The 22,548-nt window shown below is 71.9% G+C and carries 16 protein-coding genes; all 16 read right to left on the reverse strand.

Annotation, left to right across the window (positions count from 1 at the left end):
• The 16 genes from ACWD4B_RS08270 to ACWD4B_RS08345 are packed head-to-tail and all read right to left on the reverse strand — an operon-like array spanning nt 1 to nt 22,183.
• Complete coding sequence (locus ACWD4B_RS08270) at nt 1–1,275, reverse strand: DUF4910 domain-containing protein (RefSeq protein WP_451420039.1); 1,275 nt, start codon at nt 1,273–1,275, stop codon at nt 1–3.
• Nucleotides 1,272–2,297, reverse strand: coding sequence for an NAD-dependent epimerase/dehydratase family protein (locus ACWD4B_RS08275; protein ID WP_451420040.1), 1,026 nt, complete (start codon nt 2,295–2,297; stop codon nt 1,272–1,274). Before ACWD4B_RS08275 ends, ACWD4B_RS08270 begins: the two co-directional genes overlap by 4 nt.
• Before the next feature lie 3 nt (nt 2,298–2,300).
• Nucleotides 2,301–2,948 carry a PIG-L deacetylase family protein gene (locus tag ACWD4B_RS08280; RefSeq protein ID WP_451420041.1) on the reverse strand — a complete coding sequence of 216 codons (648 nt, stop codon included), beginning with the start codon at nt 2,946–2,948 and terminating at the stop codon, nt 2,301–2,303.
• The gene (locus tag ACWD4B_RS08285; RefSeq protein WP_451420042.1) at nt 2,945–3,739 is read right to left on the reverse strand and encodes a glucose-1-phosphate cytidylyltransferase; all 795 of its coding nucleotides are present in this window, start codon (nt 3,737–3,739) and stop codon (nt 2,945–2,947) included. The genes ACWD4B_RS08280 and ACWD4B_RS08285 overlap by 4 nt, the downstream gene beginning before the upstream one ends.
• A complete protein-coding gene (locus tag ACWD4B_RS08290; RefSeq protein ID WP_451420043.1) occupies nt 3,736–4,971 on the reverse strand; it encodes a class I SAM-dependent methyltransferase in 1,236 nt (411 codons plus the stop codon). The genes ACWD4B_RS08285 and ACWD4B_RS08290 overlap by 4 nt, the downstream gene beginning before the upstream one ends.
• Nucleotides 4,968–6,209 carry a glycosyltransferase gene (locus ACWD4B_RS08295; RefSeq protein WP_451420079.1) on the reverse strand — a complete coding sequence of 414 codons (1,242 nt, stop codon included), beginning with the start codon at nt 6,207–6,209 and terminating at the stop codon, nt 4,968–4,970. The genes ACWD4B_RS08290 and ACWD4B_RS08295 overlap by 4 nt, the downstream gene beginning before the upstream one ends.
• Before the next feature lie 8 nt (nt 6,210–6,217).
• Entirely contained in the window at nt 6,218–7,516 is a 1,299-nt protein-coding gene (locus tag ACWD4B_RS08300) for an O-antigen ligase domain-containing protein (RefSeq protein ID WP_451420044.1), read from the reverse strand.
• Nucleotide 7,517: 1 nt separating this feature from the next.
• Nucleotides 7,518–9,029, reverse strand: coding sequence for a right-handed parallel beta-helix repeat-containing protein (locus tag ACWD4B_RS08305; RefSeq protein WP_451420080.1), 1,512 nt, complete (start codon nt 9,027–9,029; stop codon nt 7,518–7,520).
• Nucleotides 9,030–9,047: 18 nt separating this feature from the next.
• Nucleotides 9,048–11,015, reverse strand: a complete 1,968-nt coding sequence (locus ACWD4B_RS08310; RefSeq protein WP_451420045.1) for an alginate lyase family protein — start codon at nt 11,013–11,015, stop codon at nt 9,048–9,050.
• On the reverse strand, nt 11,012–13,210 hold the full coding sequence (locus ACWD4B_RS08315; protein WP_451420046.1) for a bi-domain-containing oxidoreductase: 2,199 nt from the start codon (nt 13,208–13,210) through the stop codon (nt 11,012–11,014). The genes ACWD4B_RS08310 and ACWD4B_RS08315 overlap by 4 nt, the downstream gene beginning before the upstream one ends.
• A gap of 18 nt (nt 13,211–13,228) precedes the next feature.
• The gene (gene asnB, locus ACWD4B_RS08320) at nt 13,229–15,163 is read right to left on the reverse strand and encodes an asparagine synthase (glutamine-hydrolyzing) (RefSeq protein ID WP_451420047.1); all 1,935 of its coding nucleotides are present in this window, start codon (nt 15,161–15,163) and stop codon (nt 13,229–13,231) included.
• 3 nt (nt 15,164–15,166) lie between these two features.
• A complete protein-coding gene (locus ACWD4B_RS08325) occupies nt 15,167–16,729 on the reverse strand; it encodes a Wzz/FepE/Etk N-terminal domain-containing protein (protein WP_451420048.1) in 1,563 nt (520 codons plus the stop codon).
• Nucleotides 16,726–18,093, reverse strand: a complete 1,368-nt coding sequence (locus ACWD4B_RS08330; protein ID WP_451420049.1) for a Wzz/FepE/Etk N-terminal domain-containing protein — start codon at nt 18,091–18,093, stop codon at nt 16,726–16,728. The genes ACWD4B_RS08325 and ACWD4B_RS08330 overlap by 4 nt, the downstream gene beginning before the upstream one ends.
• Nucleotides 18,090–19,370, reverse strand: coding sequence for a glycosyltransferase family 4 protein (locus tag ACWD4B_RS08335; RefSeq protein ID WP_451420050.1), 1,281 nt, complete (start codon nt 19,368–19,370; stop codon nt 18,090–18,092). Before ACWD4B_RS08335 ends, ACWD4B_RS08330 begins: the two co-directional genes overlap by 4 nt.
• A complete protein-coding gene (locus ACWD4B_RS08340) occupies nt 19,360–20,685 on the reverse strand; it encodes a nucleotide sugar dehydrogenase (protein ID WP_451420051.1) in 1,326 nt (441 codons plus the stop codon). Before ACWD4B_RS08340 ends, ACWD4B_RS08335 begins: the two co-directional genes overlap by 11 nt.
• Nucleotides 20,686–20,704: 19 nt before the next feature.
• Nucleotides 20,705–22,183, reverse strand: coding sequence for a sugar transferase (locus ACWD4B_RS08345; RefSeq protein WP_451420052.1), 1,479 nt, complete (start codon nt 22,181–22,183; stop codon nt 20,705–20,707).
• Nucleotides 22,184–22,548: the final 365 nt, after the last annotated feature.

Genomic DNA, 22,548 nt, shown 5'->3' on the forward strand with positions numbered 1-22,548 from the left:
TCATGCCTTGATCAGCCCGGCGCCGTGCAGGGCGCCGGCCGCGGCGGCGACGGTGTCGAAGGGCAGCCCGGACCGCTCGGCGACGTCCAGCAGACTGTGCTCGCCGTCGGAGAGGCTGAGCACCCAGAGCATGGCCATCTCGGCCTGCTTCGCGTCGCTGCGGCCGCCGAGCGGGTCGTACAGACCGCGCCGGCCCAACTGCGGCTCGCCGTAGGGGCTGAGGTTGACGTACCGCCGGTTGCGGTCCAGCACGGCGAATGCCTCGCGGCAGACGGCGAGCGTGTCCGCCATCGCCTCCGGGGAGACGAAGTCGAGGTTGTCCGCCGAGGTGTGGTACTCGGGGTAGCCGGCGTACGGGGTCCGGCTGAGCGAGCCCACGCCGAGGTCGAACCCGGGCGAGCAGAACTGCCGCTCGTCATAGCCGTACGGGGTGAACTCGACTATGTGGTGCGGGCGTTCGGATGCGCGCAGCACGTGCCGCATCACCCGGTCGATCTCCGCGTGGCCGCGCCTGCTCTGCTTGTACGTCAGCCGGCCCGGGTCGCCGGCACAGGCCAGCACCAGTCCGTGCTTGACCCTCTCGATCCACTTCGCGTTGCGGGCCAGCCAGGTGATCGCCCCGATGGTGCCGGGCGCGTAGATGAACCGGTAGGTGTAGTAGGGGGTCTGCTCCGCCAGCGCCCGCGCCAGGAACGTCGCCACCGCGATGCCGGCCAGGTTGTCGTTGGCGAGCGACGGGTGGCAGACGTGGCAGGAGACGATCACCTCGTCGGCGACCTGCCCGGGGACCACGTGCTCGGCGTAGGTGAGGTGGCCGTCCGCGAGTGTGGAGTCGATGCGCACCTCGTACTCGCCGTCCGGCAGCGCGTCGAGGGTCTCCTGGGCCAGGCAGAAGCCCCATTCCGGCTTGTAGTAGCTGGTGCGGTACGGCACCCAGGCCGGGTGGTCCGGCAGGGTGTGCAGGTGTCCGCGCAGCTCGGCCAGGGGCATGGTCGCCGACACCGGCACGCTGTAGCCGAGCACGTGCAGGCTGGACGCGGCGAAGTCGACGACCCGGTTGCCCGCGGTGTCGGCGATGTACGCGTCCCGGATGTTCCACTCCTGCGGCACTGTCCAGTCGAGCACTCGGGTCCCGGTCGGCACCTCGTGCACCTGCAGCGGGACGTACTCGTCGACGATCTCCAGGGTGGCGCGCACCCCGTCGCCGGTGATGCTCCGGCAGAGCGGGTACATCCGCTCCACCAGGGCGTGCATCCGTTCGCCGGTCGTGGTCATCGACGCCGCCGCAGGGTGTCGTCGACGGTGCCTGCCTCGGACGCCGCGCGCAGCACGGCCAGCCGGGTGAAGCGCTGCTCGAAGTCCTCCCGGGTCAGCCCGTACTTCCGGTAGGCGTCGGCGAGTTCGTGCGCACCCTGCTTCACCGTCCACTCGCAGTCGAAGCCGGGCACCGCGGTGCGGAACCGGGAGAAGTCCACCCGGTACGACCGCGGATCGGCGCCGGTCTCCCCGGTGATGACCACCCGCGAGCCGGACACCGCCTCGGCGACCTGCTCGGCGATCTCGGCGACCGTGACGTTGTTGACCTCGCTGCCGATGTTGAACGCCCGGTCGTGCACCGCTTCCCGGGGCGCGGTCAGCGCGGCCGCGAAGGCCCGTGCGATGTCGGCGGCGTGCACCAGCGGGCGCCAGGGGGTGCCGTCGGAGAGCACCAGCACCTCGCCGGACAGGAGCGCGTGGCCCACCAGGTTGTTCAGCACGATGTCGGCGCGCAGCCGGGGCGAGTAGCCGAAGGCGGTGGCGTTGCGCATGTACACCGGGCTGAAGTCGCCGTCGGACAGCGCGTGGAGGTCGTCCTCGACCCGCACCTTGGACTCCGCGTACGGCGTCACCGGGCGCAGCGGGGCGTCCTCGGTCACCAGGTCGCCACCGCCGGCGGCGCCGTAGACCGAGCAGGTGGACGCGTACAGGAAGCGCCGCACCCCGGCGTCGCGGGCCAGTCGGGCCAGGTGCACGGACGCGTGGTGGTTGATGTCGTAGGTGAGTTCCGGTGCCAGCGAGCCCAGCGGGTCGTTGGACAGCGCGGCCAGGTGGATCACGGCGTCCACCCCGGCCACGTGGTCGGCCGTGACGTCGCGCAGGTCCACCCGGTGCCCCGCCGGGTCGGCGGGGGCCGGGCCGAGGACGCAATCGGCGAACAGTCCGGCGTCGAGGCCGACGACTTCGTGTCCGGCGGCCGTGAGGACCGGGGCCATCACGGTGCCCAGGTAGCCCTGGTGCCCGGTCAGCAGTACGCGCAAGGTTCAATCCCCCAGGTCGAGAGTGAGTTTGGTGACGGCGAACGCCTCGGCGTAGCGCGCGTGGCATTCGATGCCGCGGATCCGGGCGAGGCCGAGAAAGGCCTCCCGGTCGTACCAGGGCCGGTGCCGTTGCGAGGGGTAGTGCTCCTGCAGCAGCCGCACCTTCTGTTCGGCGGTCTCCGGCGACAGCGGCTGGTACGCCGTCGGACGGCCGAGATCGGCGTCCCACTTGACGATCTCGTAGCCGAGCACGAGGTGGTCGCGGAACGCGGTGGGTATCAGCTGTGCCAGGCCGCGGTGGTCCTGGTGGGCGTCCTCGGTGCGCGGGGCCAGGATCAGATCCGGCTCGGTCCGCCCGCGCAGCTCCTCGACCGCGGCCTTGGCCTCTTCCCAGTGCGCGGGCAGCCGGCCGTCCGGCAACTTGAGGACGGTCAGGTGCAGTTCGGCGCCCGGGCAGAAGGCGGCGAGGGCGGCCCGCTCCTCCTGCTCCCGGTCGCTGCCGCCGCCCGAGAGCACCAGGGCGTCGACGCGCAGACCCGGCCGCGCGCGGCACAGCGACAGCAGCGTGCCGCCCGCGCCGATGGCGATGTCGTCGCAGTGCGCGCCCACTGCGACGATTCTCTCCAGGCGCCCGGCCCCGAGCCGGATCACGCGCTCACCCCGGCGTCCGCCCGCTCCCACACGGCCCACGGGCGCTCGCCCCGGGCGTAGGCGGCGTCGAGGGCGGCCCGTTCCTTCACGGTGTCGGTCGGCTTCCAGAAGCCGCGGTGCTGGTGCGCCACCAGCCGTCCGCGCTTGGCCAGTTCGGCGCATCCGTCGGCGACCAGGTCCCCGTTCTCCGGGATGTGGTCGAAGACCTCCTGGCGGAGCACGAAGTAGCCGCCGTTCTCCCACAGCGGCAGTTCGCTCACCGCGGTGATGCCCCCCACCAGGCCGTCCTCGCCCAGTTCCACGCAGTGGAACGAGGACTGCGGCGGCACCACCATCATCGACGCGCCGACGTCGCGCCGGGCGAAGGAGTCGATCATCTCCGGCAGCGGGGCGTCGGTGAGCACGTCGGCGTAGTTGGCGAGGAACATCTCGTCGCCGTCCAGGTGGTGCCGCACCCGGCGCAGCCGCTCCCCGATCGGTGACTCGATGCCGGTCTGCGCGAACGTGATCGTCCAGTCGGCGATGTCGGTGGACAGCAGCTCGGTCCGCCCGTTGCGCAGCACGAAGTCGTTGGACGTCGTCTCTTCGTAATTGAGGAAGAAGTTCTTGATGTGGTGGGCCCCGTACCCGAGGCACAGGATGAACTCCGTGTGCCCGAAGTGCGCGTAGTAGCGCATGACGTGCCAGATCAGCGGCCGCGGGCCGACCATCGCCATCGGCTTGGGCACGTCGTCGGAGGCGCCGCTGCGCATCCGCATCCCGTAACCGCCGCAGAACAGGACGACCTTCATCTCTTGACCTCGACAATGCTCAGTTCCGGGATGGGAAAGACCAGCCGGCCGCCCCAGTCGTGCACGAAGGACAGCTGCTCGACCAGCTCGGTCCGCAGGTTCCAGGGAAGGACGAGGACGTAGTCCGGCCGGTCGGCGGCGATCTGCTCGGGCGGCAGGATCGGGATGCGGGTGCCCGGGGTGAACCTGCCGTGTTTGTAGGGGTTGCGGTCGACCGTGTACGGGAGCAGGTCGGGCCGGATGCCGCAGTGGTTGAGCAGGGTGTTGCCCTTGCCCGGGGCGCCGTAGCCGACGACCGTCTCGCCGCGCTCGGCCGCTTCGATGAGGAACCGCAGGAGGTCCCGGCGCACCTTGGCCACGCGGGCGGAGAACTCGGTGTACCCGGACAGTTCCTGCAGCCCGGCGGCCTTCTCCCGGTCCAGCACCTCGGCCACCCGGCGGCTCGGCTCGCCGGCCGCCTCGGCCGGCCGGGCCCACAGCCGGATGGAGCCGCCGTGGGTGGGCAGCAACTCGACGTCGACGAGCGCGAGTCCGCCGCTCGCCAGCGCCCGGGTCGCGGACGCGACCGTGTAGTACTGGAAGTGCTCGTGGTAGATCGTGTCGTACTGGTTCTCCTCGATCAGGGTCAGCAGGTGCTGCACCTCGATGGAGACCCAGCCGTCGTCGGCGACCAGGCCGCGCAGCCCCTGGGTGAACCCGACCACGTCGGGGATGTGCGCGTACACGTTGTTGGCCACGACGAGGTCCGCCGGGCCGTGCTCGGCGCGGACGGCCGAGCCGGTGGCCGGGGACAGGAACTCCGTGAGCGTGGGCACGCCCGCGTCCCGCGCGGCGGCACCGACGTTCACCGACGGCTCGATGCCGAGGCAGCGGATCCCGCGGTCCACCACGTGCTTCAGCAAGTACCCGTCGTTGCTCGCGACTTCGACGACGAAGGCGTCGGGGCCGAGGCCCACCCGCTGGACGGCGTCGGTGACGAAAGTGCGCGCGTGCTCCACCCAGGAGGTCGAGTAGGAGGAGAAGTACGCGTAGTGCGTGAACGTTTCCTCCGGGGTGATCAGCGGAGGGATCTGCGCGAGCCAGCAGTCGGTGCAGACCCGCAGGTGCAGCGGGTACGCCGGTTCCGGCCGGTCCAGTTGGTCCGCGGCGAGAAAGCTCTCGCACGGCGGGGTCGCTCCGAGGTCGACCACGCTCGCCATCGCTTCCGAGCCGCAGAGTCGGCATCGTGTCATCTGCTGTTCCTGTCCCCCCTGCTCGCGAGGGTGTCCCCGCCGCGAGCCAGTGCCGACCGCCCCGCGATCGCGGTGCGGTACTCCTTCACCAGGCGCTCCAGCCCGACGGCCGGGCTGAAGCCCTGTTCGTAACGGCGCCGGGCCGCCCGGCCCATCTCCCGGTCGGCGGCCTGCCCGGCCGTGATCCGGCGCAGGCAGGACGCGAGCGAGGCGGAATCGCCCGGCCGGTGCAGCAGTCCCGTCACCCCGTCCTCGACGAGTTCGACGAAGGCGCCGTGACCGGCGGCGACGGCCGGGACCCCCGCCGCCATCGCCTCCACGACCACCAGGCCGAACGCCTCCAGCCACGTCGAGGGAGCCACCACGGCGACCGCTTGCGCGATGGCCTGCCGGCACTGGGCCTGGTCGTACAGGCCCACGTACCGCACATCGTCCCGGCCCGCCGCCCAGGCGGTCACCTCGCGCTCCAGCGGCCCCGCGCCGGCGACCACGAGCGGCACGCCCGCACCGCCGCTCGCGGCGATCTCGTCCCATGCGGCCATGAGCAGTCGCACGCCCTTGGCCTCGGCGAGCCGGCCGAGATAGAGCAGGTGCTCGCCGGCGCCCGACCGGCGCACGCCCGGTTCGGGCACGAAGTTGTGCTTCACCGCCAGCCGTTCGGGCGGCATGCCGGCCCGTACCAGGACGTCGCGCTGCGCCGCGGAGATGCAGAAGAACCGCTCCACGCCGGACCACCACCGCCGCCGGTTGACCGACAGACTGACCGCGAGCGGCACCGTCGCCAGCCGGGAGTTCCGGTAGCAGCCGTGCCGGACGGCGGGCAGCGGCGCCGACCCGACGCACTCGGTGCACGGCCGGCCGTCCCGCTGCAGCGTGCCGGGCGGGCAGACCTGGGTGTAGTTGTGCAGCGTGGCGACGGCGGGCACGCCGGCGTCGGCGCAGGCGGCCAGCACCGCGGGCGACAGGAGCGGGAAGACGTTGTGGACGTGCACCACGTCCGGCCGCTCGGTACGGAGCCGGGCGGCGAGTTCCGCGCGGACCGCCGGGTTCCACGGCACCAGCAGCGGCACCGCGACCTTGCCCGGCAGGGACCGGGCGGCGATGTCGTCGCTGCGCCGTTCGAACACCTCGACCCGGTGGCCGGCTGCGCGCAGCAACTCCGCCTCCTGGTCGACGACTTTGTTCTCCCCGCTCGGCTGCGCCGAGGAGTAGCGGTTGTGCACCACGAGAACGTGCATGTATGAGGTCACTTCCGATCCTTGGCCCAGCGTGGGAGATGTCGTTGACGGACTTCGGGCACCGGAAGGGGTGCGGCCGCGACAGGTGCCGCCAACAGCGAGGCGGCCACGGCCAGATGCAGGAGATACGGCGAGGCGTCGCCCAGACCGGCCTCGGTGTACGACGCGATCGCGCAGTAGCTGATCAGGAAGATCGCGCAGGCCCTCGACAGCGACGGCGGTTTCAGCAACGCGATGCCGCCCAGCACGATGATGATCGCCGCCACCAGGGCGATGCCGGTCAGGCCCTGCTCGTTGTACACGGCCAGCCAGCTGTTGTCGATCGGCAGCCCGCCGAACGACTTGTCGCCCAGGCCCACGCCGAACAACTGCTCCGTGGTCGTCCTGGGTGCTGCCAGCAGGGCGTCCCAGACCTTGGCCCGGCCGGTGAGGTTGGAGAAGTTCTCCTTGCTCTGTCCGCGCAGGAACCACGTCTGCAGCAGGGGGCCGAGCGCCACCGCGGCCACCGCGGCGCACAGCACCGCCCAGCTGAAGAACCGGCGGGCGGCGGCGCTGGTCAGGACGAGCGAGCCGATCGCCAGCGCCAGCCCGATGAACAGGCCGAGCGTGGCCGTCCGGGTGTGGGTCAGCGCGAGCAGGACGAGCGACGGCACGATGACCACCGCCGCACTGGCCCGGTCGGTCCTGCGGCCCAGTACGAGCAGCACGGCAAGCCCGATGATCACCGCGGCGTACTGCCCGATCTGCGGCGGCGTGAGCGGCCACAACGCGCCGACCAGCCGCCCTCCGTAGAGATCGGGCATGGCCGCGCCCGGAGAGGCGACCAGGCCTGCGGCCACCGACCCGAGCACCGCGAAGTACATCCGGATGTGGTGCCGGACGAACGTCGGGCCGCCGTCCCACCAGCGGCTGAGCAGCCACAGCGTGCCGATGAAGAGAGCCAGCCGGGAGCACCGGAACAGCGCGCCGAACCCGGACTGCAGGTGCGCACTGGAGATCACGCTCGGCACCAGCAGCAGGGTGAGCAGGAACAGGTAGGCGCCGGCTCGGATGCGCAGCCGGAGATTGAGTGCGAGTGCCAGCGCGAACGCGGCGACGAGCGCGCCCATGGTGACTATCTGGATGAGGGAGCGGGGCAGCGGGACGATGGTCTTCGCCCCGGCGGAGCCGAGGGTGTTGAGGATCAGCAGCCCCCAGACGATGCCGACGGTCCTCGGTGTGCCGGCTGGGCGCGGAGCGGCGGCGGGCTGCGTGCCGGCCGTATCGGGCCTGCCCGGTGGCCCGGCGCGTCTCAGGTCCACGGCCATGTCAACCACCGTCCTGTGGGGCGAAGGTGCTGCCCGCGTCCTGCTGGTACGGCGTGCCCTGCCACTGCCCGGAGTCGAGTATCCGGCTCGGGTCGTGGGCGACGAACTTCCATGGTCCGAGGTAGACGTTGTCGTGCCAGCGGTTGTCCTGCTTGAGGGTGATCGCCTCGGCCACCCGCTCGCCCTGGTACGGCGACCAGTCCGGATAGGTGCCGTAGTTGGCCAGCACCGCCATGCGGTCGCACTTCGTCGTGCACTTGACGACGGACTTGTCCAGCACGAAGCGGTTGTTGTGGATGTCCACCCGCTGGGTCTTCCACCGGCAGTCGGCGTAGAGCGGTGCGGTGGAGATCGTCGGCCGCGCGCAGCGGTCGGTCTGCCGCACCAGCAACGTGCAGTCGCCGGACGAGGTGTTGGCCGGGCTGTTGCAGAACCGGTCGGCGTTCTCCCACAGGGTGATTCCGGACCAGTTGTTCTCCAGCACGTTCCGGTAGATCTCGATCTTGTCCGTGCGGGCCCGGATCCGTGGTTCGCCGCCGGACTCGGACAGGTAGACGGTCGAGAAGGGGAAGCTGTCGCCGCGGTCGGCGTACTTGCGGCCCTCGACCCAGTTGTTCCGCAGGAACGTGTTGTTCCGGATGACCGCGTTGTAGCTGGTCTCGTAGATCAGCGCGGCACCGTCGTTGGCCTCCAGCACGTTGTCCTCGATGCGGAAGTCGTTGTTGTTGGTGTCCGCCCACAACCCGGTTCCGCGGTTGTCGTGCACCCAGTTGCCGCGTACGTCGGCGCCGTTGACGGCCCAGAACTTGACGCCTCCGGTGCAGCCGCAGCCCTCCTGCCGCCGCTCCCAGTCGTCGGTGTTGTTGGCCACGATCTCGTTGCCCTCGACCACCAGGCCACTGACAGGGGCGCCGGTCTTGTACGCGTTCATTCCGTACTGTCCGTTGCTGCGCAGGCAGCTGGCGCGGACCTGCTGGCGGGCACCGGCCATCAGCCCGGCGCCGGAGTTGTGCTGGATCGTCGCGTGCTCGATCACCCACCCGTCGGCCGAATCGTGGTTGACCACGCCCTCGTTCTGCGGCGCGACGAATCCCTGCACGGTCAGGTAGCGGATGGAGACGTTGCGGGCCGGTCCGGCGAACGCGTACTGGTTGGTCTTCCGGCCGTCGAGCACAGCGCCCGGAGCGCCGAGGTAGTTGTCCCCCTCCTTGGGAATGACCTGGGCGTAGCGGTCCGGTTCGAGCCTGTGGGTGCCCGGCCGGAGCCAGAACGTGGTGTTCGGGGGGCTGCTCTTGGTCTTCGCAGCCAGGTCGCCGACCACCGCGGGGTCGACCGTCACCGCACCCGACGGCGCCTTCTCCGGCCCGGCCGCGGGCTTGGCGCACATCCGGGCCACGGACCGGGCCGCGGACGTGGAGGGCGCGGCGGCCGGTTCCTCCGAGGCGTCCGACGTGCTCGTACAGCCGGTCGCCAGCAGGGCCGGTACCGCCAGCAACGCCCAGTTCCGCCACATGCTCCCCACACGTCCTCCCTAGCCGCGGAACCCGAGTACGGTGGTGAACTCCCCCGACAGCGCGGTGCCGCCGGCGAAGCCGGTGCCGACCAGCGTGGTGGCGGGTTCCTTGCGCCCGAAGCCGGCGGAGTACCAGCCCAGCGGCGGGTCGGTCTCGCCGCGATGCGCCCGCCAGCGCAGCTGCCCGGGCAGGTCGAGCACCGCGGAGCGGTCCTCGCCGTCCCGGGTCCAGGTGAGCACCGCCCGGTTCCCCACCAGGTCCGCGGCGATCGCCGGGCCGAGATGGAACGCCAGGTGCACGGCCCGGCGCGGGCCGCGCACCTCGTCGACCACCCTCAACTCCCGGCTCTTGTCCACCAGTTCCACCCGGCGGCGGTGCACGGAAGGATGGTAGCCGTCGTGCTCGGCACACCAGCGGGCCACGCTCCCGCCGGATGCGTCCGCGACCAGGACGCGGCTGCGGGCATGCCGGGTCCAGAGGAACGGGCCGCCGGAGACGGACTGGTCGTCGCCGTCCAGCTGCAGGGTGTTGTGGCCGAGGGTCGACCGGAAGTACTGCCGCCACTCGGGCTGCCCGTGGTAGCAGAACGTCCCCGGGTCGGCGAGCACGTCGACCCCGTCGTGCCGGACCTCCACGGACAGCGCGTCCGCGTGGGCATGCGCGGCGATGGACAGGAAGCCGTGCGGACCGGCGTCGCAGCGGCACCAGATTCCCTCCGGACCGCGCAGGATGGTCATGCCCGCGTCGGCGAAGTGGCCCGGCCGGGTTGCCGGGCGGGTCACGGTTCCGCTTGTTCCGTACGGCCGGATGAGCGCGGCCAGCAGCGGGGTGCGCACATCGGTGCCGGTCACCGCCGGCCACCAGTCGAGCCGGCCGAACACGGCGTCCCCGGTGGCCAGCAGCGAGGCCCAGCGGTCGGTGCCCGCGCCGTCCACGACCAGACCGTGCCCGTCGTCCGCGTCCCCCTGGCGCGGCGGCCGCAGCCGGCTGTCCACGACGGCCGCGAGGGCGTCGGTCATCCGCAGCAGCACCAGCCGGACCGACGCGGGGACCGGCACGCCGGCGGCATCCGCCTCGGCCACCGCGGCCAGGCCGAGCTCCAGCACCAGTCCGTGGTACTCGGAGGCCAGCTCGCGGTTGAGGCCGGAGGGGAAGGTGTTGCTGCGCAGGTGCCGCTCCAGCGACCGCAGCGCGTCGGCCCGCCAGCGCGCCGAGGAGGGGAACCACCCGAACGCGCAGGCCGCTGCGCACTGCCCGGCGGCCTCGGCGATGACGTGGTTGTTCGCCGAGGACCCCCGGCTGGGGAAGGCGGCCAGCCAGCGCTGGTGGTGCCAGATCTGGTTCCGCGCCACCGGGTTGTCCTCGAACAGCCCGGCCGCGCCCGGCCATCCGTCGAGCAGCCGCCGGATCCACACCCAGGACAGCAGCCGGATGCCCAGCTCGATACCGCTGATCCAATGCACGCCGCGCAGCGGCGGGTTGGCGGCCCACCACGACCGCAGGTGCTCGGCCACCCGCTCGGCGTACCGCTCGTTCCCGGTGATCGCATAGGCGGCGGCGAGCACGGTGAGGTACTGGTGCCGGGACGGCTCCCAGATCTGCTTGATGTCCCCGACCACGTCCTCCTGCCGGTACGGCACGTCGAAGGCGTAGCCCCACGGAGCCCGGCGCCCGGTCTTCGGGTCGTACCACCAGTCCGGGTCGGCCAGGTCGTCGCGGACCACCCCGAAATACTCGGCGTGCCCGTACATCAGCCGGTCCGCCTCGGCGATGAGGCGTTTCGCGGCGTCCGGAGGCACTGCGGCGATCGCCCCGGCGGGCAGTACGGCGGTGAACCGGGCGCCGGTCACGTTCGGGCAGTCCGGCCGCGCCGACCGCCACCGCCGCCTGCGCACCGCGTCGCCCGCCCGGCCGACGGCCTCCCGCGGTCCCATCCGGGACAGCCGCCGCAGGTACCAGCCTGGACTCCCCGAGATCACAGTCATTGCGTCCTCGCCAGGGTCACCGGCGCGCCGCCCGCGAGGCCGGCCTGCACGGCGAGGGTGGCCGCCGTGGTGGCGACCAGCGACTCCAGCGGCACCGGCATCGGCCCGCCGGTCCGCACGGCCTTGACGAACGCGGCCAGTTCGGCGTTCTGGCCCTTGTCCCGGGCCTGGGGCAGCCGTGAACTGACCCACTTCTTGGGGCCGGCTGTGCTCTTTTCGAAATACACCGAGGCGCGGACGAAGTCGTCGAGCCGCAGCACCTTGCCGTCCGCGACCAGGTCCAGCGTCTCCTTGGGGAAGCCGGGCGCGCCGGTGGTGAGGTAGCTGACGGTGGCGGTGGACCCGTCCGGGTAGCGCAGCATGACCTGCAGGTCCTCGTTGCCGGGCGTGGCGACCGCGTACACCGAGACCGGGTCGGCTCCGAGCAGCCAGCTCGCCGTGTCGATGAAGTGCCCGCCCTCGCCGGCGAACCGCGAGCCCTCGGTGCCCTGTTGGAGGTACCAGCTGCCGTGCTGGAGCCGGCCCGCGTTGACCAGGTAGCGGAGGTTCGCCGGCCCGGACCGGGCGCCGAAGCGCTTCCTGGCCTCCTGCAGCAGCGGCGCGAACCGGCGGTTGAAGCCCACCTGCAGCCGGTCGTTGCCGGACTCCTCCACCGCCGCGAGCACGTCGGCCAGCTCGTCCTCGGTGAGGGCCAACGGCTTCTCCACGAACACCGTCTTGCCGGCCAGCAGCGCTCTCCGGGTCAGTTCGGCGTGCGAGCTGTGGCGGGTGACGACGAACACCGCGTCGATGGACGTGTCACCGAGCACGGCGTCGAGATCGGTGGTCGCCCCGGCGAAGCCGAACTTCCGCTTCGCGTTGGCCGCGGACAGCGCCGTCGTGGTGACGACCGTCGACAGCTCGACGCCGTCGCGCTGTGCCAGGTGCGGCAGCAGCATCGACGTCGCGTAGTTTCCCGCGCCGACGAACGCCAGCCGCACCGGCCCCCTGGCGGCCCGGGCCGGACTCCGCTGCACGTTCGCCGTGGGCACCGTGGGCACCGCGACCACCGGGGCCTCGGCTTCCACCTCGTGCCCGGGGTAGCGGAACAGCACGGCCACGGCCTTGAGATCGCCGTCCTTCAGACGTCGGTACGTCTCGACGGCGTCGTCGAAGTCGGCGATGTGGGAGACCAGGGGCTCCACGTCCACACGGCCACGGGCGAGGAGATCGAGGAAGCACGCCAGGTTGCGGCGCTCGGTCCAGCGCACGTGGCCGATCGGGTAGTCCCGCCCCTCCAGCTCGTACTCCGGGTCGTAGCGCCCGGGGCCGTACGAGCGGGAGAACCGGACGTCGAGCTCCTTCTCGTAGTACGCGTTCCACGGGAGGTCCAGGCGGCACTTGCCGATGTCGACGACCCGGCCGCGGTCCCGGCTCAGGCGGGCGGCCAGCTCGACGGGCTGATTGCTGCCGCCGCCGGCGGCCAGGTACACCTGGTCCACACCGTGACCGCCGGTGAGTTCGGCGACGGCGGCCTCCACGGCCGCGGACCCGGGGTCGCCGCAGGCCACGGCGCCCAGGCGCTCGGCGAGCCCGCAGCGCACCGGGTCGGGGTCGGCCCCGACGACGCGGACTCCCGAGGCGGCGAGGAGCTGCACCACCAACTGCCCGATCAGCCCGAGGCCGATGACCAGTGCCACGTCCCCGAGCTGCGGCTCGCCCTGGCGGACGCCCTGCATCGCGATCGACCCGACGGTGCCGAAGGCCGCGTGCTGCGGCGCGAGGCCGGCCGGCACCGGGGTGAAGAGGTTCTTGGGCACCCAGTTCAACTCGGCATGCAGCGCGTGCTCGTTGCCGGCGCAGGCCACGAGGTCGCCGGCCTTCACCTCGTCGATCCCGGCGCCGACCTGCTCGACCACCCCGCACAGCGAGTAGCCCAGCGGCGTGTAGGAGTCCAGCTTGCCCATCACCTTGCGGTAGGTGGCGGGCACCCCGTTGGTGGCCACGCTCTGCACGACCTTGGCCACCTGGTCCGGCCGGGAACGGGCCTTGCCCAGCATCGACATGCCGGCCTCGGACACCTTCATGAGCTCGGTCCCGGTGGAGATCAGCGAGTAGGCGCTGCGGACCAGCACACCCCCCGGCTTGCACCCCGGCTCCGGCACGTCGAGCAGCGCCAGCTCGCCGCTCTTGTAGTTCTGCACAACCTGTTTCACTCGAACTCCTCTGAATTCCTAAGCCGTCAACCGAGTGCTCTGGCCGGACCCAGAGGTCGCGCCGCGGTACCAGTACTCGAGGGTCAGCACATGCCACAGATGCTTGGAGTAGTCCTGCTGTCCGGCGGCGTCCTCGGCGACCATGCGCGCCAGCGCGTCGCGGCGCAGCAGCCCGGAGTTGACGAGCAGGCCGTCGTGCACCACCTCGCGCACCAGCGGTGCCAGATCGCGGCTCATCCAGGCGCGCAGCGGGGCGCTGAACAGGCCCTTGGGCCGGTAGACGATCTCCCGGGGCAGGACGGAGGCGGCCGCTTCCTTGAGGACGGCCTTGCCCTGCCGTCCGACGATCTTGCGATCGCCGGGCACCGCGAACGCCGCCTTGACCACCTCGACGTCCACGTACGGCACCCGCACCTCGGTCGACGCGGCCATGCTCGACCGGTCCGTGTAGGCGAGGTTCAGGCCCGGCAGGAACATCCGGGCGTCGCCCAGGCACATGCGGTTGACGAAGTCGTCGAGGTCGTTGTCCCGGTAGATGTCCGCGTGCTCGGTGAGCACGTCCTCGACCGTCCCGGCCAGGTCCGGATCGACCAGGGCGAGCAACTCGTCCTGGTCGTACATGGTGTAGCTGCGCCGGAACGCGGTCTCCTCCGGCAGATCGGCGAAGGAGAGGAACCGCTTCGCGAAGCGCACCGACCGGTATCCCCGGCGGGAGCCGGCGACCGGCAGCCGGTCCACGGCCCTGGACAGGCCGCGCCGCAGGGGTCGCGGGATGCGCTGGTAGCGCAGCGCGAGCAGGTTGGCCAGGTGCTTGCGGTAGCCGGCGAACAGCTCGTCGGCGCCCATCCCCGAGAGCATCACCTTGACCCCGGCCTCCCGGGCGGCCGAGCAGATCAGGAACGTGTTGATCGCGGCGGGGTCGCCGATCGGCTCGTCCAGGTGGTACGTCATCCGCGGCAGCAGGTCGAGCACGTCCGGGGCGATCTCGATCTCGTGCAGGTCGACGCCGAAGCGCCCGGCCACCTGCCGGGCGTAGCGCAGGTCGTCCGGCATCGCCTCGAACCTGGCGTCCTCGGCGCGGAATCCGATCGTGTAGGCGGAGATCCCCGGCTGGTGGCGGGCCGCCAGTGCGGTCAGGTAGCTGGAGTCCAGCCCGCCGGAGAGGAAGGTCGCCACGGGGACGTCGGAGAGCATGTGGCGCCGGGTCGACTCCTCGACGACGGCGGCCACGTCCGGCTGCTCGCCGCTCCGGGCCCGTTCCCGGGCCTCGGCGGCGACGTCCTTCAGGTTCCAGAACCGGCCGCGCTCCACCCGGCCGTCGGGCCGGCACCGCAGCCAACTCCCCGGCGGCAGCTTCTCCGCCTCGCGGAACGCGCAGCGCGAGTCCGGCACCCAGTAGTACAGCAGCGAGGCCACCAGCGCCGCATGGTCCACCTCCAGCGACCCGCCGGTCACGGCGGCGAGCGCCTTGAGCTCGGAGGCGAACACCAGGCCCGCACCGCGCCGGAGCAGGAACAGCGGCTTGATGCCCAACTGGTCGCGGGCGAGCACCAGTTCACGGGTCCGCTCGTCGAAGACCGCGAACGCGAACATGCCGCGCAGCCGGGGCAGGCAGTCCGTGCCCCAGCGCCGCCAGGCCTCCAGCAGCACCTCGGTGTCGGAGGTGCCGTGGAAGCGCACCCCGGCGGCTGCCAGTTCGGCACGCAGCTCGGGCGCGTTGTACAGCTCGCCGTTGTACGAGAGGGCGAGGCCGCCCGAGACCATCGGCTGGGCGCCGGTCCCGGACAGGTCGATGATGGCCAGCCGGCGGTGCCCGAGGTGGACTTCGCCGTCACCGGCGGGGTGGCTGTACCGGCCCGCCCCGTCCGGACCGCGGTGGGCGAGGGTGTCGGTGAGCCGGTCGGTCACGGCCTTCCCGTCCGGCCACCGGTAAGTGCCTGTGATGCCACACACGTTCTACTGCGCCTCCTGGTCGCTGTCCGGGACCCGTGCGGCCCACATCGGCGGCCGCTCCGTCCGCCGCCGGTCCTCCCCCACTGCCTTGACGGCGTGGGAGGTACCCCCATCGTTCTGCCGGGCCTGCCGCTGGTCGTGGCCGCGCAGCGCGGTGTGCAGCCCGTCCCACAGCGTGCCGTCGGTCCGGTCGCGCGGGTCGGGGTCGATCAGCACCACGCCGATCACCTCGATGCCCAGGTCCGCGAGTTGCCGTGCCACGGTGTGCAGCCATGCGGCGCTGCCGTGCCCGGCACGCACGACGAGCACGGTCCGGGTGCCGAGGTACGGGAGGCCGGTCCATGCCGCGCCGGGCGCGACCGAGCCGACGCCGAACCGGCGTTCCTCGTGCGAGATGTCCGCGGCACGCTCGCCGCTGACCACGGTCGGGCCTCCCGGCTTCCGGCTGCGGTCGGCGAGTTGCAGGCCGGGCAGACCGTCGATGATCACCACTGGCCCGTCCGGTGCCAGCGCCTCGGCGAGGTCCAGGGCGATCACGCTCGTGGTGTGCGCACAGCCCAGTTCCAGCAGCGACACCGGTTCCGCGGAGCCGCGCACGGTGCGGGCCAGGCTCGCGGTGAGCCGTTCGCGCGCCGCCCGGGTCCGTCGGCGCTCCCACCGGCCGGCCGGCCGGCGGGGCACGCCGCGCAGCTCCGCGACGACCGAGGCGCCCAGGTTCGCCGCGATCTCCCGGCGCAGCACGGGGCGGTCCGCCACCACCGTGCCGACCGCGGCCACCGCGAGCCCGAGGACGAGGCCGAGGACGAGCCCGACCGCGGCGTTGGTGGCGGCGACCTTGGGCAGGGAGTGCCGCACCGCGCGCGGGGCGTCCACGATCTGCGTACCGGCGACGAGCCTGGGCGTGCCCGTGCGCGCCTCTGCGGCGCGCTGGTCGAAGTCGGCGATTCGCGAGGTGAGTTCGGCCCGGCGGGCGAAGAGCGACTCGATGCTCGCCGACGCCTTCGGGTCGCTCCCCGGCTGCCGGTCCCCGATCGCCTTGTTGACCTGGGTGAGCTCGTCCCGCATGCGGTCACGCTGGTCGAGCAGGGCCTGGGCCTCGGCCTTCGCGGTCTCCTGCATCCGTGCCACGTGGTCCGCGACGAACGCGTCGGCCAGCGCCTCGGCCCGCGCCACCGCTTCCGCGTCGCTGCCGCCTGTCACCTCGATCTGCAACAGGTTGTTGGTCAATCCGGTACCCCGGTAGCTCTGTATGAAGTCCTCGGGATTTTCATGGGACTTGAGGGACTGCAGGGCCTTGCCGGCGATCCGTGTGGTCCCCAGCAGCTGGACGTCGGTGCGGATCAGCGTTCCGGTGTCGTTCGGCTGGTCCTCCCGGTGCGCGACCAGCACCTTGGTCACCGCGGTCGACGGCGGCGGCAGCAGGACCGCCAGCGCCGCGCCGACGAGCAGGCCCAGCAGTGCCATGGAGCACCAGAGGCGGCGGCGCCTGCGCACCGCTGCCACCAGTGCCTGCAGGTCGAGGAGCGGAGCGGCGGCCGACGGCTCCGAATTCGTGCTCGTCGTCACGCACATCCTCCCCTCGCGTGGCCGCGCACCGCGAGCGCCGGAGTGGCGTCGCCCGGAGGATCGCCGGCCGTCCGCGCCGGACGGGCCCGGACCGTGCCGGCGACGACGACGCCGACGACCTCCTGCCCGGCGTCCGCACACGCCTCGGCGATGCCGGCGAGCTCCTCCGCGGTCCGACTGCCCGCGCCGATCACGACCAGGGCACCGGACTCGGTGTCGCGGTCCGGCACCATCGGCCGGGACACCGGGACGTCCACCACCCGCAGCAGGGGACCGCTCTCGGCCTCGGCGACGAGTTCCCCGGCGGCCCGGCGGGCGATCCCGTCGCCGTCCGGTACGACGACCAGCAGCCGCCGGGGAGCGGGCAGCCGGTCCCGGAGGCGGGCGCACACCCGCCGGTAGCGGATCCGTCTGCCGGCCTCGTCGCCGGACACCCGCGGGGCCGGTGCGTCCCACCGGGTGTCGACGCCGAGGAGCCTGCGGATCCGGGCCCGCGGGCCACGGCCTTCCGGCCGGTGCGCGGGCCGTTCGTCGGGGACGTCGACGGTGCCCAGCAGCGTCGAGCCCAGTGCCGCGGCGATCTCCGGCCCGGTGTGCAGCCGGCGGTTCATCCGCGCGGCGACGAGATGGCCGATGACCGCGAGCAGGAAGAACACCAGCGCCCCGGCGCCGATGAGTTGCGCCCTCGTCGGCGGTGCCTCGCCGGTCGGCCGGGCCGCCGGCCCCATGACGACCATGCCGGCCTTGTTGGCCACCGGGTCGGCCTGGCCCAGCTTCTTCATGGCCTCCTGCAGCGCGGCGCGCAGCTTTTCGAGCTCGGTGCGGCCCTGCACGCTCTCCACGGTCCGGCCCGGATCGGCCCCGTTGGCCAGGTCGGTGATGCGGCGGTCGGTCTCGTCCACCTTCTGCCGCAGTGCCTCGGGCCCCGTGGTCGCGTCGGAGTCGGAGGTGTCGCCCGCGATCCGCGCGGCGAAGGTGACGAACTGCCGGGCCACCTGGTCGGAGAGCCGCTGCGCGCGTTCCGGGGTGCCGGCCGTGCCCGAGATCTTGATGATGTTCCCGTCGGAGGCCTCGGCGCTCACCCGGTCCCGCAGCCCGGCGCCGGTGACGCCCGTCCAGCCGAGCGCGGCGGCCGCCCGGTCGACCACCGCCGAACTGGTCGCGATCTCCGCCTGGGTCAGCAGCGCGCGCTCCTCCCACTGCCCCGGCAGCAGTACCGATGCCGACGCCGTGTAACGCGGCGGGAACAGCACCGAGGTGCCGTAGCCGACGAGCGCGCCCAGCACGGTGAGGATGGCGAGAAGCCGCCAGCGCCGACGGAGAATCCGCCCCATCGTGACCAGACGTATCGTTTCATCGCTCAACGGTGCGGCCTCCTCCCCGACCGGACCGGGTCGCCCGCCGGCACCGCGGTGCGGTCACGGCAGGCAACGGCGTAGGCGGCGAGCAGCGACGCCTGCGAGTTCCGCCAGGACAGCTCCCCGCCGATCCGCTCCTGGCCGGTCCTGCCCATCCGGGCCCGCTTCTCCGGATCATCCAGCAACAGCCCGATGAGCCTGGCGAATTCGGCCTCGTCGTTGGCGGGCGCGTAGACGGCGGCATCACCGGCGGAGACGCGCGCCTCCCGGAGGTCGAACGAGACGATCGGCCGGCCCATCGCCATGTACTCCAGGACCTTGTTCATGGTCGACACGTCGTTGAGCGGATTGCGCGGGTCGGGGGAAAGGCACACGTCCGCGGTGGACAGGTACCGCACCAGGTCGGCGTCCGGAATGCGCCCGGTGAACTCCACCTGCTCGGACAGCCCGAGTTGCCGGGACAGCTTCACCATCGCGTCGAAGGCGTCGCCGGCCCCGACGAACACCGCGTGCCAGTCGGTCCGCCCGAGTTCGTCACGCAGCTTCGCCAGGGCCCGCAAGGCGTAGTCGACGCCGTCCTGAGGCCCCATGACGCCGAGGTAGCACAGCAGATGAGGCTTGCCGCGCTTCAACTCCGGCTCGGGCGGAACCGGTTGGAACCGGTCGGCCTGGGGTGCGCTGCGCACCACGAAGACGTCCGCAGGGCACCGGCCGCCACGGCGCACCGCGACGTCCCGGTAGCTCTCGTTCGTGGCGAGCACCACGTCCGCGGCCCGGTAGGTCAGCCGTTCCAGCGCGCACACGGCGCGGTAGAGCAGATCCTCGCCGCGGTTGAACCGGGAGAGGTACAGCTCGGGTACCAGGTCGTGCTGATCGAAGACGAACCGCGCGCCGCGCCGCTTCAGCCACAGGGCCGGCAGGAACAGCAGGTCGGGCGGGTTGCAGGCATGGACCACGTGGACCGGGCCGACCTTGCGGGCCAGCCGGGCCGTGTGCCACAACGCCGTTCCGTACTCCCGCAGATAGCCGGCCGGACCTCCGGTGGCCGCGCGCAAGGGGTAGCGGTGGATCCGCACCCCGTCGATCTCCGCCTCCGGTTCCGTGTCCCGCGTACGCCCCTGGGGGCAGATGACGTGCACCGTCCAGCCCGCGTCGCGCAGCGTCGTGCACTCCTGCCACACCCGCCGGTCGAACGGCACCGACAGGTTCTCCACCAGGATCAGCGCACGCCGGTCCTGCCGTTCACTGCTGACCGTGTCACCGAACGATGTGTCACCAGACAAGGCCCACGTACCCCGGTTCGGCCCGGCGCGCCTCGGCGTCGGGAATGCGGACGAGGTCGATGAGCACCGTGCCGTCGCCGTGCGGAAGCGCCGACAGCACAGCAGGGTCCTTGGTCCCGACCACGCACACCTCGGCGTGGTCGAGCACTTCGTCGACGGAGTCCACCAGCAGCTGCGCGATGTGCGGCAGCCGGGTCTCGATGTACTCGCGGTTCGCGCCGAGCAGCCGGGACAGGTTCACGTTGGCGTCGTAGATCCGCAGGTCGTACCCCTTGCCGATGAGTCTCTCCGCCAGCTCGACGAGCGGGCTCTCGCGGAGGTCGTCGGTGCCGGGCTTGAAGGACAGTCCCAACAGGCCCGCCCGGCGCCTGCCGGTGCGCTCGACCAGCTCCACCGCGCGCTGCAGATGGTCGGAGTTGGAGGGCAGCACGTGGGCGAGGATGGGCACCGAGACGTCGGCCCGCTGCGCCGCGTGGACCAGGCTGCGCAGGTCCTTGGGCAGGCAGGAGCCGCCGAAGGCGAAGCCGGGCCGCAGATAGGCGGGGCTGATGTTCAGCTTGCGGTCGGCCAGGAACACGTCCATCACCTGGTGCGGGTCCACCCCGAGCGCCTGGCACACCGCGCCCAGCTCGTTCGCGAAGCCGATCTTGAGGCCGTGGAACGCGTTGTCCGCGTACTTGATCGCCTCGGCCGTCGGGACCGGCACCCGGAACACCTCGCCGGGCAGGCCGTCGTACAGCGCCGCCACCACGTCGCCGCTCGCCGGGTCGAGTTCGCCGATGACGGTCTTGGGCGGGTCGAAGAAGTCCCGCACGCTCGTGCCCTCGCGCAGGAACTCCGGGTTGACCGCGACCCCGAAGTCCACCCCGGCCGTGCCGCCGACGTGCTTCTCCAGGATCGGCACCAGCAGGTTCAGGCAGGTGCCCGGGAGCATGGTGCTGCGGAACACGACGGTGTGCCGCCCACTGCGCCCACTGCGATCCGCCAGCGCGGCGCCGATCTGCTCGGTGACGCGCTCCAAATACGTGGTGCACAGGCTGCCGTTGGGCTCCGACGGCGTGCCCACGCAGACCAGCGACACCTCGCTGCCCGTGATCGCCTCGCGGACGTCGTCGGTGGCGCGCAGCGCCCCGGTCCGCACGGCCTCGGCGGTGAGTTCGCCGATCCGCTCCTCGACCACCGGGGCCTTGCCGTCGTTGACCAGGTCGACCTTCGCCCGGTTGACGTCCACCCCGATGACCTCGTGTCCCAGGCCGGCCAGGCACGCGGCCGACACACAGCCCACGTAGCCGAGCCCCAAGACGCTTATTCTCATGTCCCGTTCCTCCCCCGCATCAGTAGGCCCCCTGCCCTTGGAGCACCGCACGCAGCGTCTTCCACAAAATCACCGAGTCGAGGGCGAGCGACCAGTCCTCCACGTACCGCAGGTCCAGCCGGACCGCCTCCTCCCACGGCAGGTCGCTGCGTCCGCTGATCTGCCACAGGCCGGTGAGCCCGGGCTTGACCAGCAGCCGCCGCCGGATGTCCGGGCCGTACGCGGCGGACTCCTCCGGCAGCGGAGGCCGCGGGCCGACGAGCGACATCGAGCCGGTGAGCACGTTGAAGAGCTGCGGGAGTTCGTCGATCGAGTACCGGCGCAGGACCGCTCCGACCCGGGTCAGCCGTGGATCCCGGCGGAGCTTGAACAGCAGGCCGGCGCCCTCGTTGCGGTCCGCCAGCTCGGCACGTGCCTTGTCGGCCCCGGCGACCATGGTGCGGAACTTGAAGATGGTGAACTCGCGGCCGTCCTTGCCGACTCTGCGCTGGCGGTACAGCGCCCCGCCCCGGCTGTCCGCCAGCACGAGCAGCCCGACGAGCACCATCAGCGGCGCGAACAGCACCAGCAGGATCGCCGCGCCCAGCCGGTCGACGACCTCCTTGACCGCCCGGCGGCCCCCGGTGAAGGCCGGCATGCTGACCCGCAGCAGCGGGATCCCGAGCACCGCGTCGACGTGCAGCCGCGGGCCGGCCACCTCCATCAGCACGGGGGCCACGACCATCTCGGCATCGCTGCCTTCGAGGTTCCACGCCAGCCGCTGCAGCCGGTCCGGTGACCAGTGCGGGTCCGGTGTGACCGCGACGACGCGGTAGCCGTCGCGGCGGACGTGATTGGCGACGTCCGCCAGCCGGCCGACGACCGGCACTCCGTCCAGTCGGTCATCGTCGAACCCGAGACCGTCCGGCGTGCACACCGCCTCCACCCGCCAGCCGAGGTGCGGGAACTTGCGGGTCCGGGTGATCAGGTCGCGCACGGTGTCCGGGCTCCCGGCGGCGAGCACCGGGCGCAGGCACCGGCCTTCCTGCCGCTGCCGGTGCAGCCAGAGGCGCAGCAGATACCGCTCGGTCATGGTGACGAGCGCGATCGCCGGGATCGCGACGAAGATCCAGAGCTTGATGTTGCGCGAGGTGAGGGCGATCCCGCCGAGGGCCAGGACGACGACCGCCGTGGACAGTGCGCGTCCGAGCCGGCGGAATTCCTCGGCGCCCTGGCCGAGTACGGCCGGGGCCCACGCCCGGCTCACCGCAAACGCTCCCAGCACCAGCAGTTCGGTGCCGAAGGCGAGAATGCCCCACTTCTCGTGCCAGTTGGCCGCGTCCCGTGCCCCGAAGAAGATGCCGATCGACGCCACCACGAAGGCGGTGGCCAGGGTGTCGCCGGTGATCACTGCCCGGTGGTACCGCTGCTCCCAGTCGGTCGCGTGCCGGCTGATCGACCCGTTCTCCATGCGTCTTCGCGCCGACGGAGACGGGCTGACTAATCCCCCCTGAGGCACAGGACCCCCCAGGTCGCCAGTGGTTCGACGTGTTCGCCCGACACTGTCCCTCCCCCCCGAGAGGCCCCCGCCCCCCGCACTGTTTTCCCCCTCGGGAGGCTCACGCCTCCCGTGCATGACATCGCGCTGTTTCAGTGCTGTTTCAGTGCTGTTGGAACAACCCGCCGTGGCGGCGGCGGACTCGCATGTCCTGCTGGACTCTCAAAGTGCACGGGAACCCGTCGGAACCTCGGGTGCTCCCCGCACCCGAGGCCCTCTCGGGCCCCAAGGGTTGATCACCCCTCTATTGGTCGTCTCGTGACCGAGCGGCCGAAGCACGCACAACCTAGACCATCTGATGCCGCTATGTAGAGAGGGTGTGCGCA

This window comes from Streptomyces sp. NPDC002536 (genome assembly GCF_053594995.1).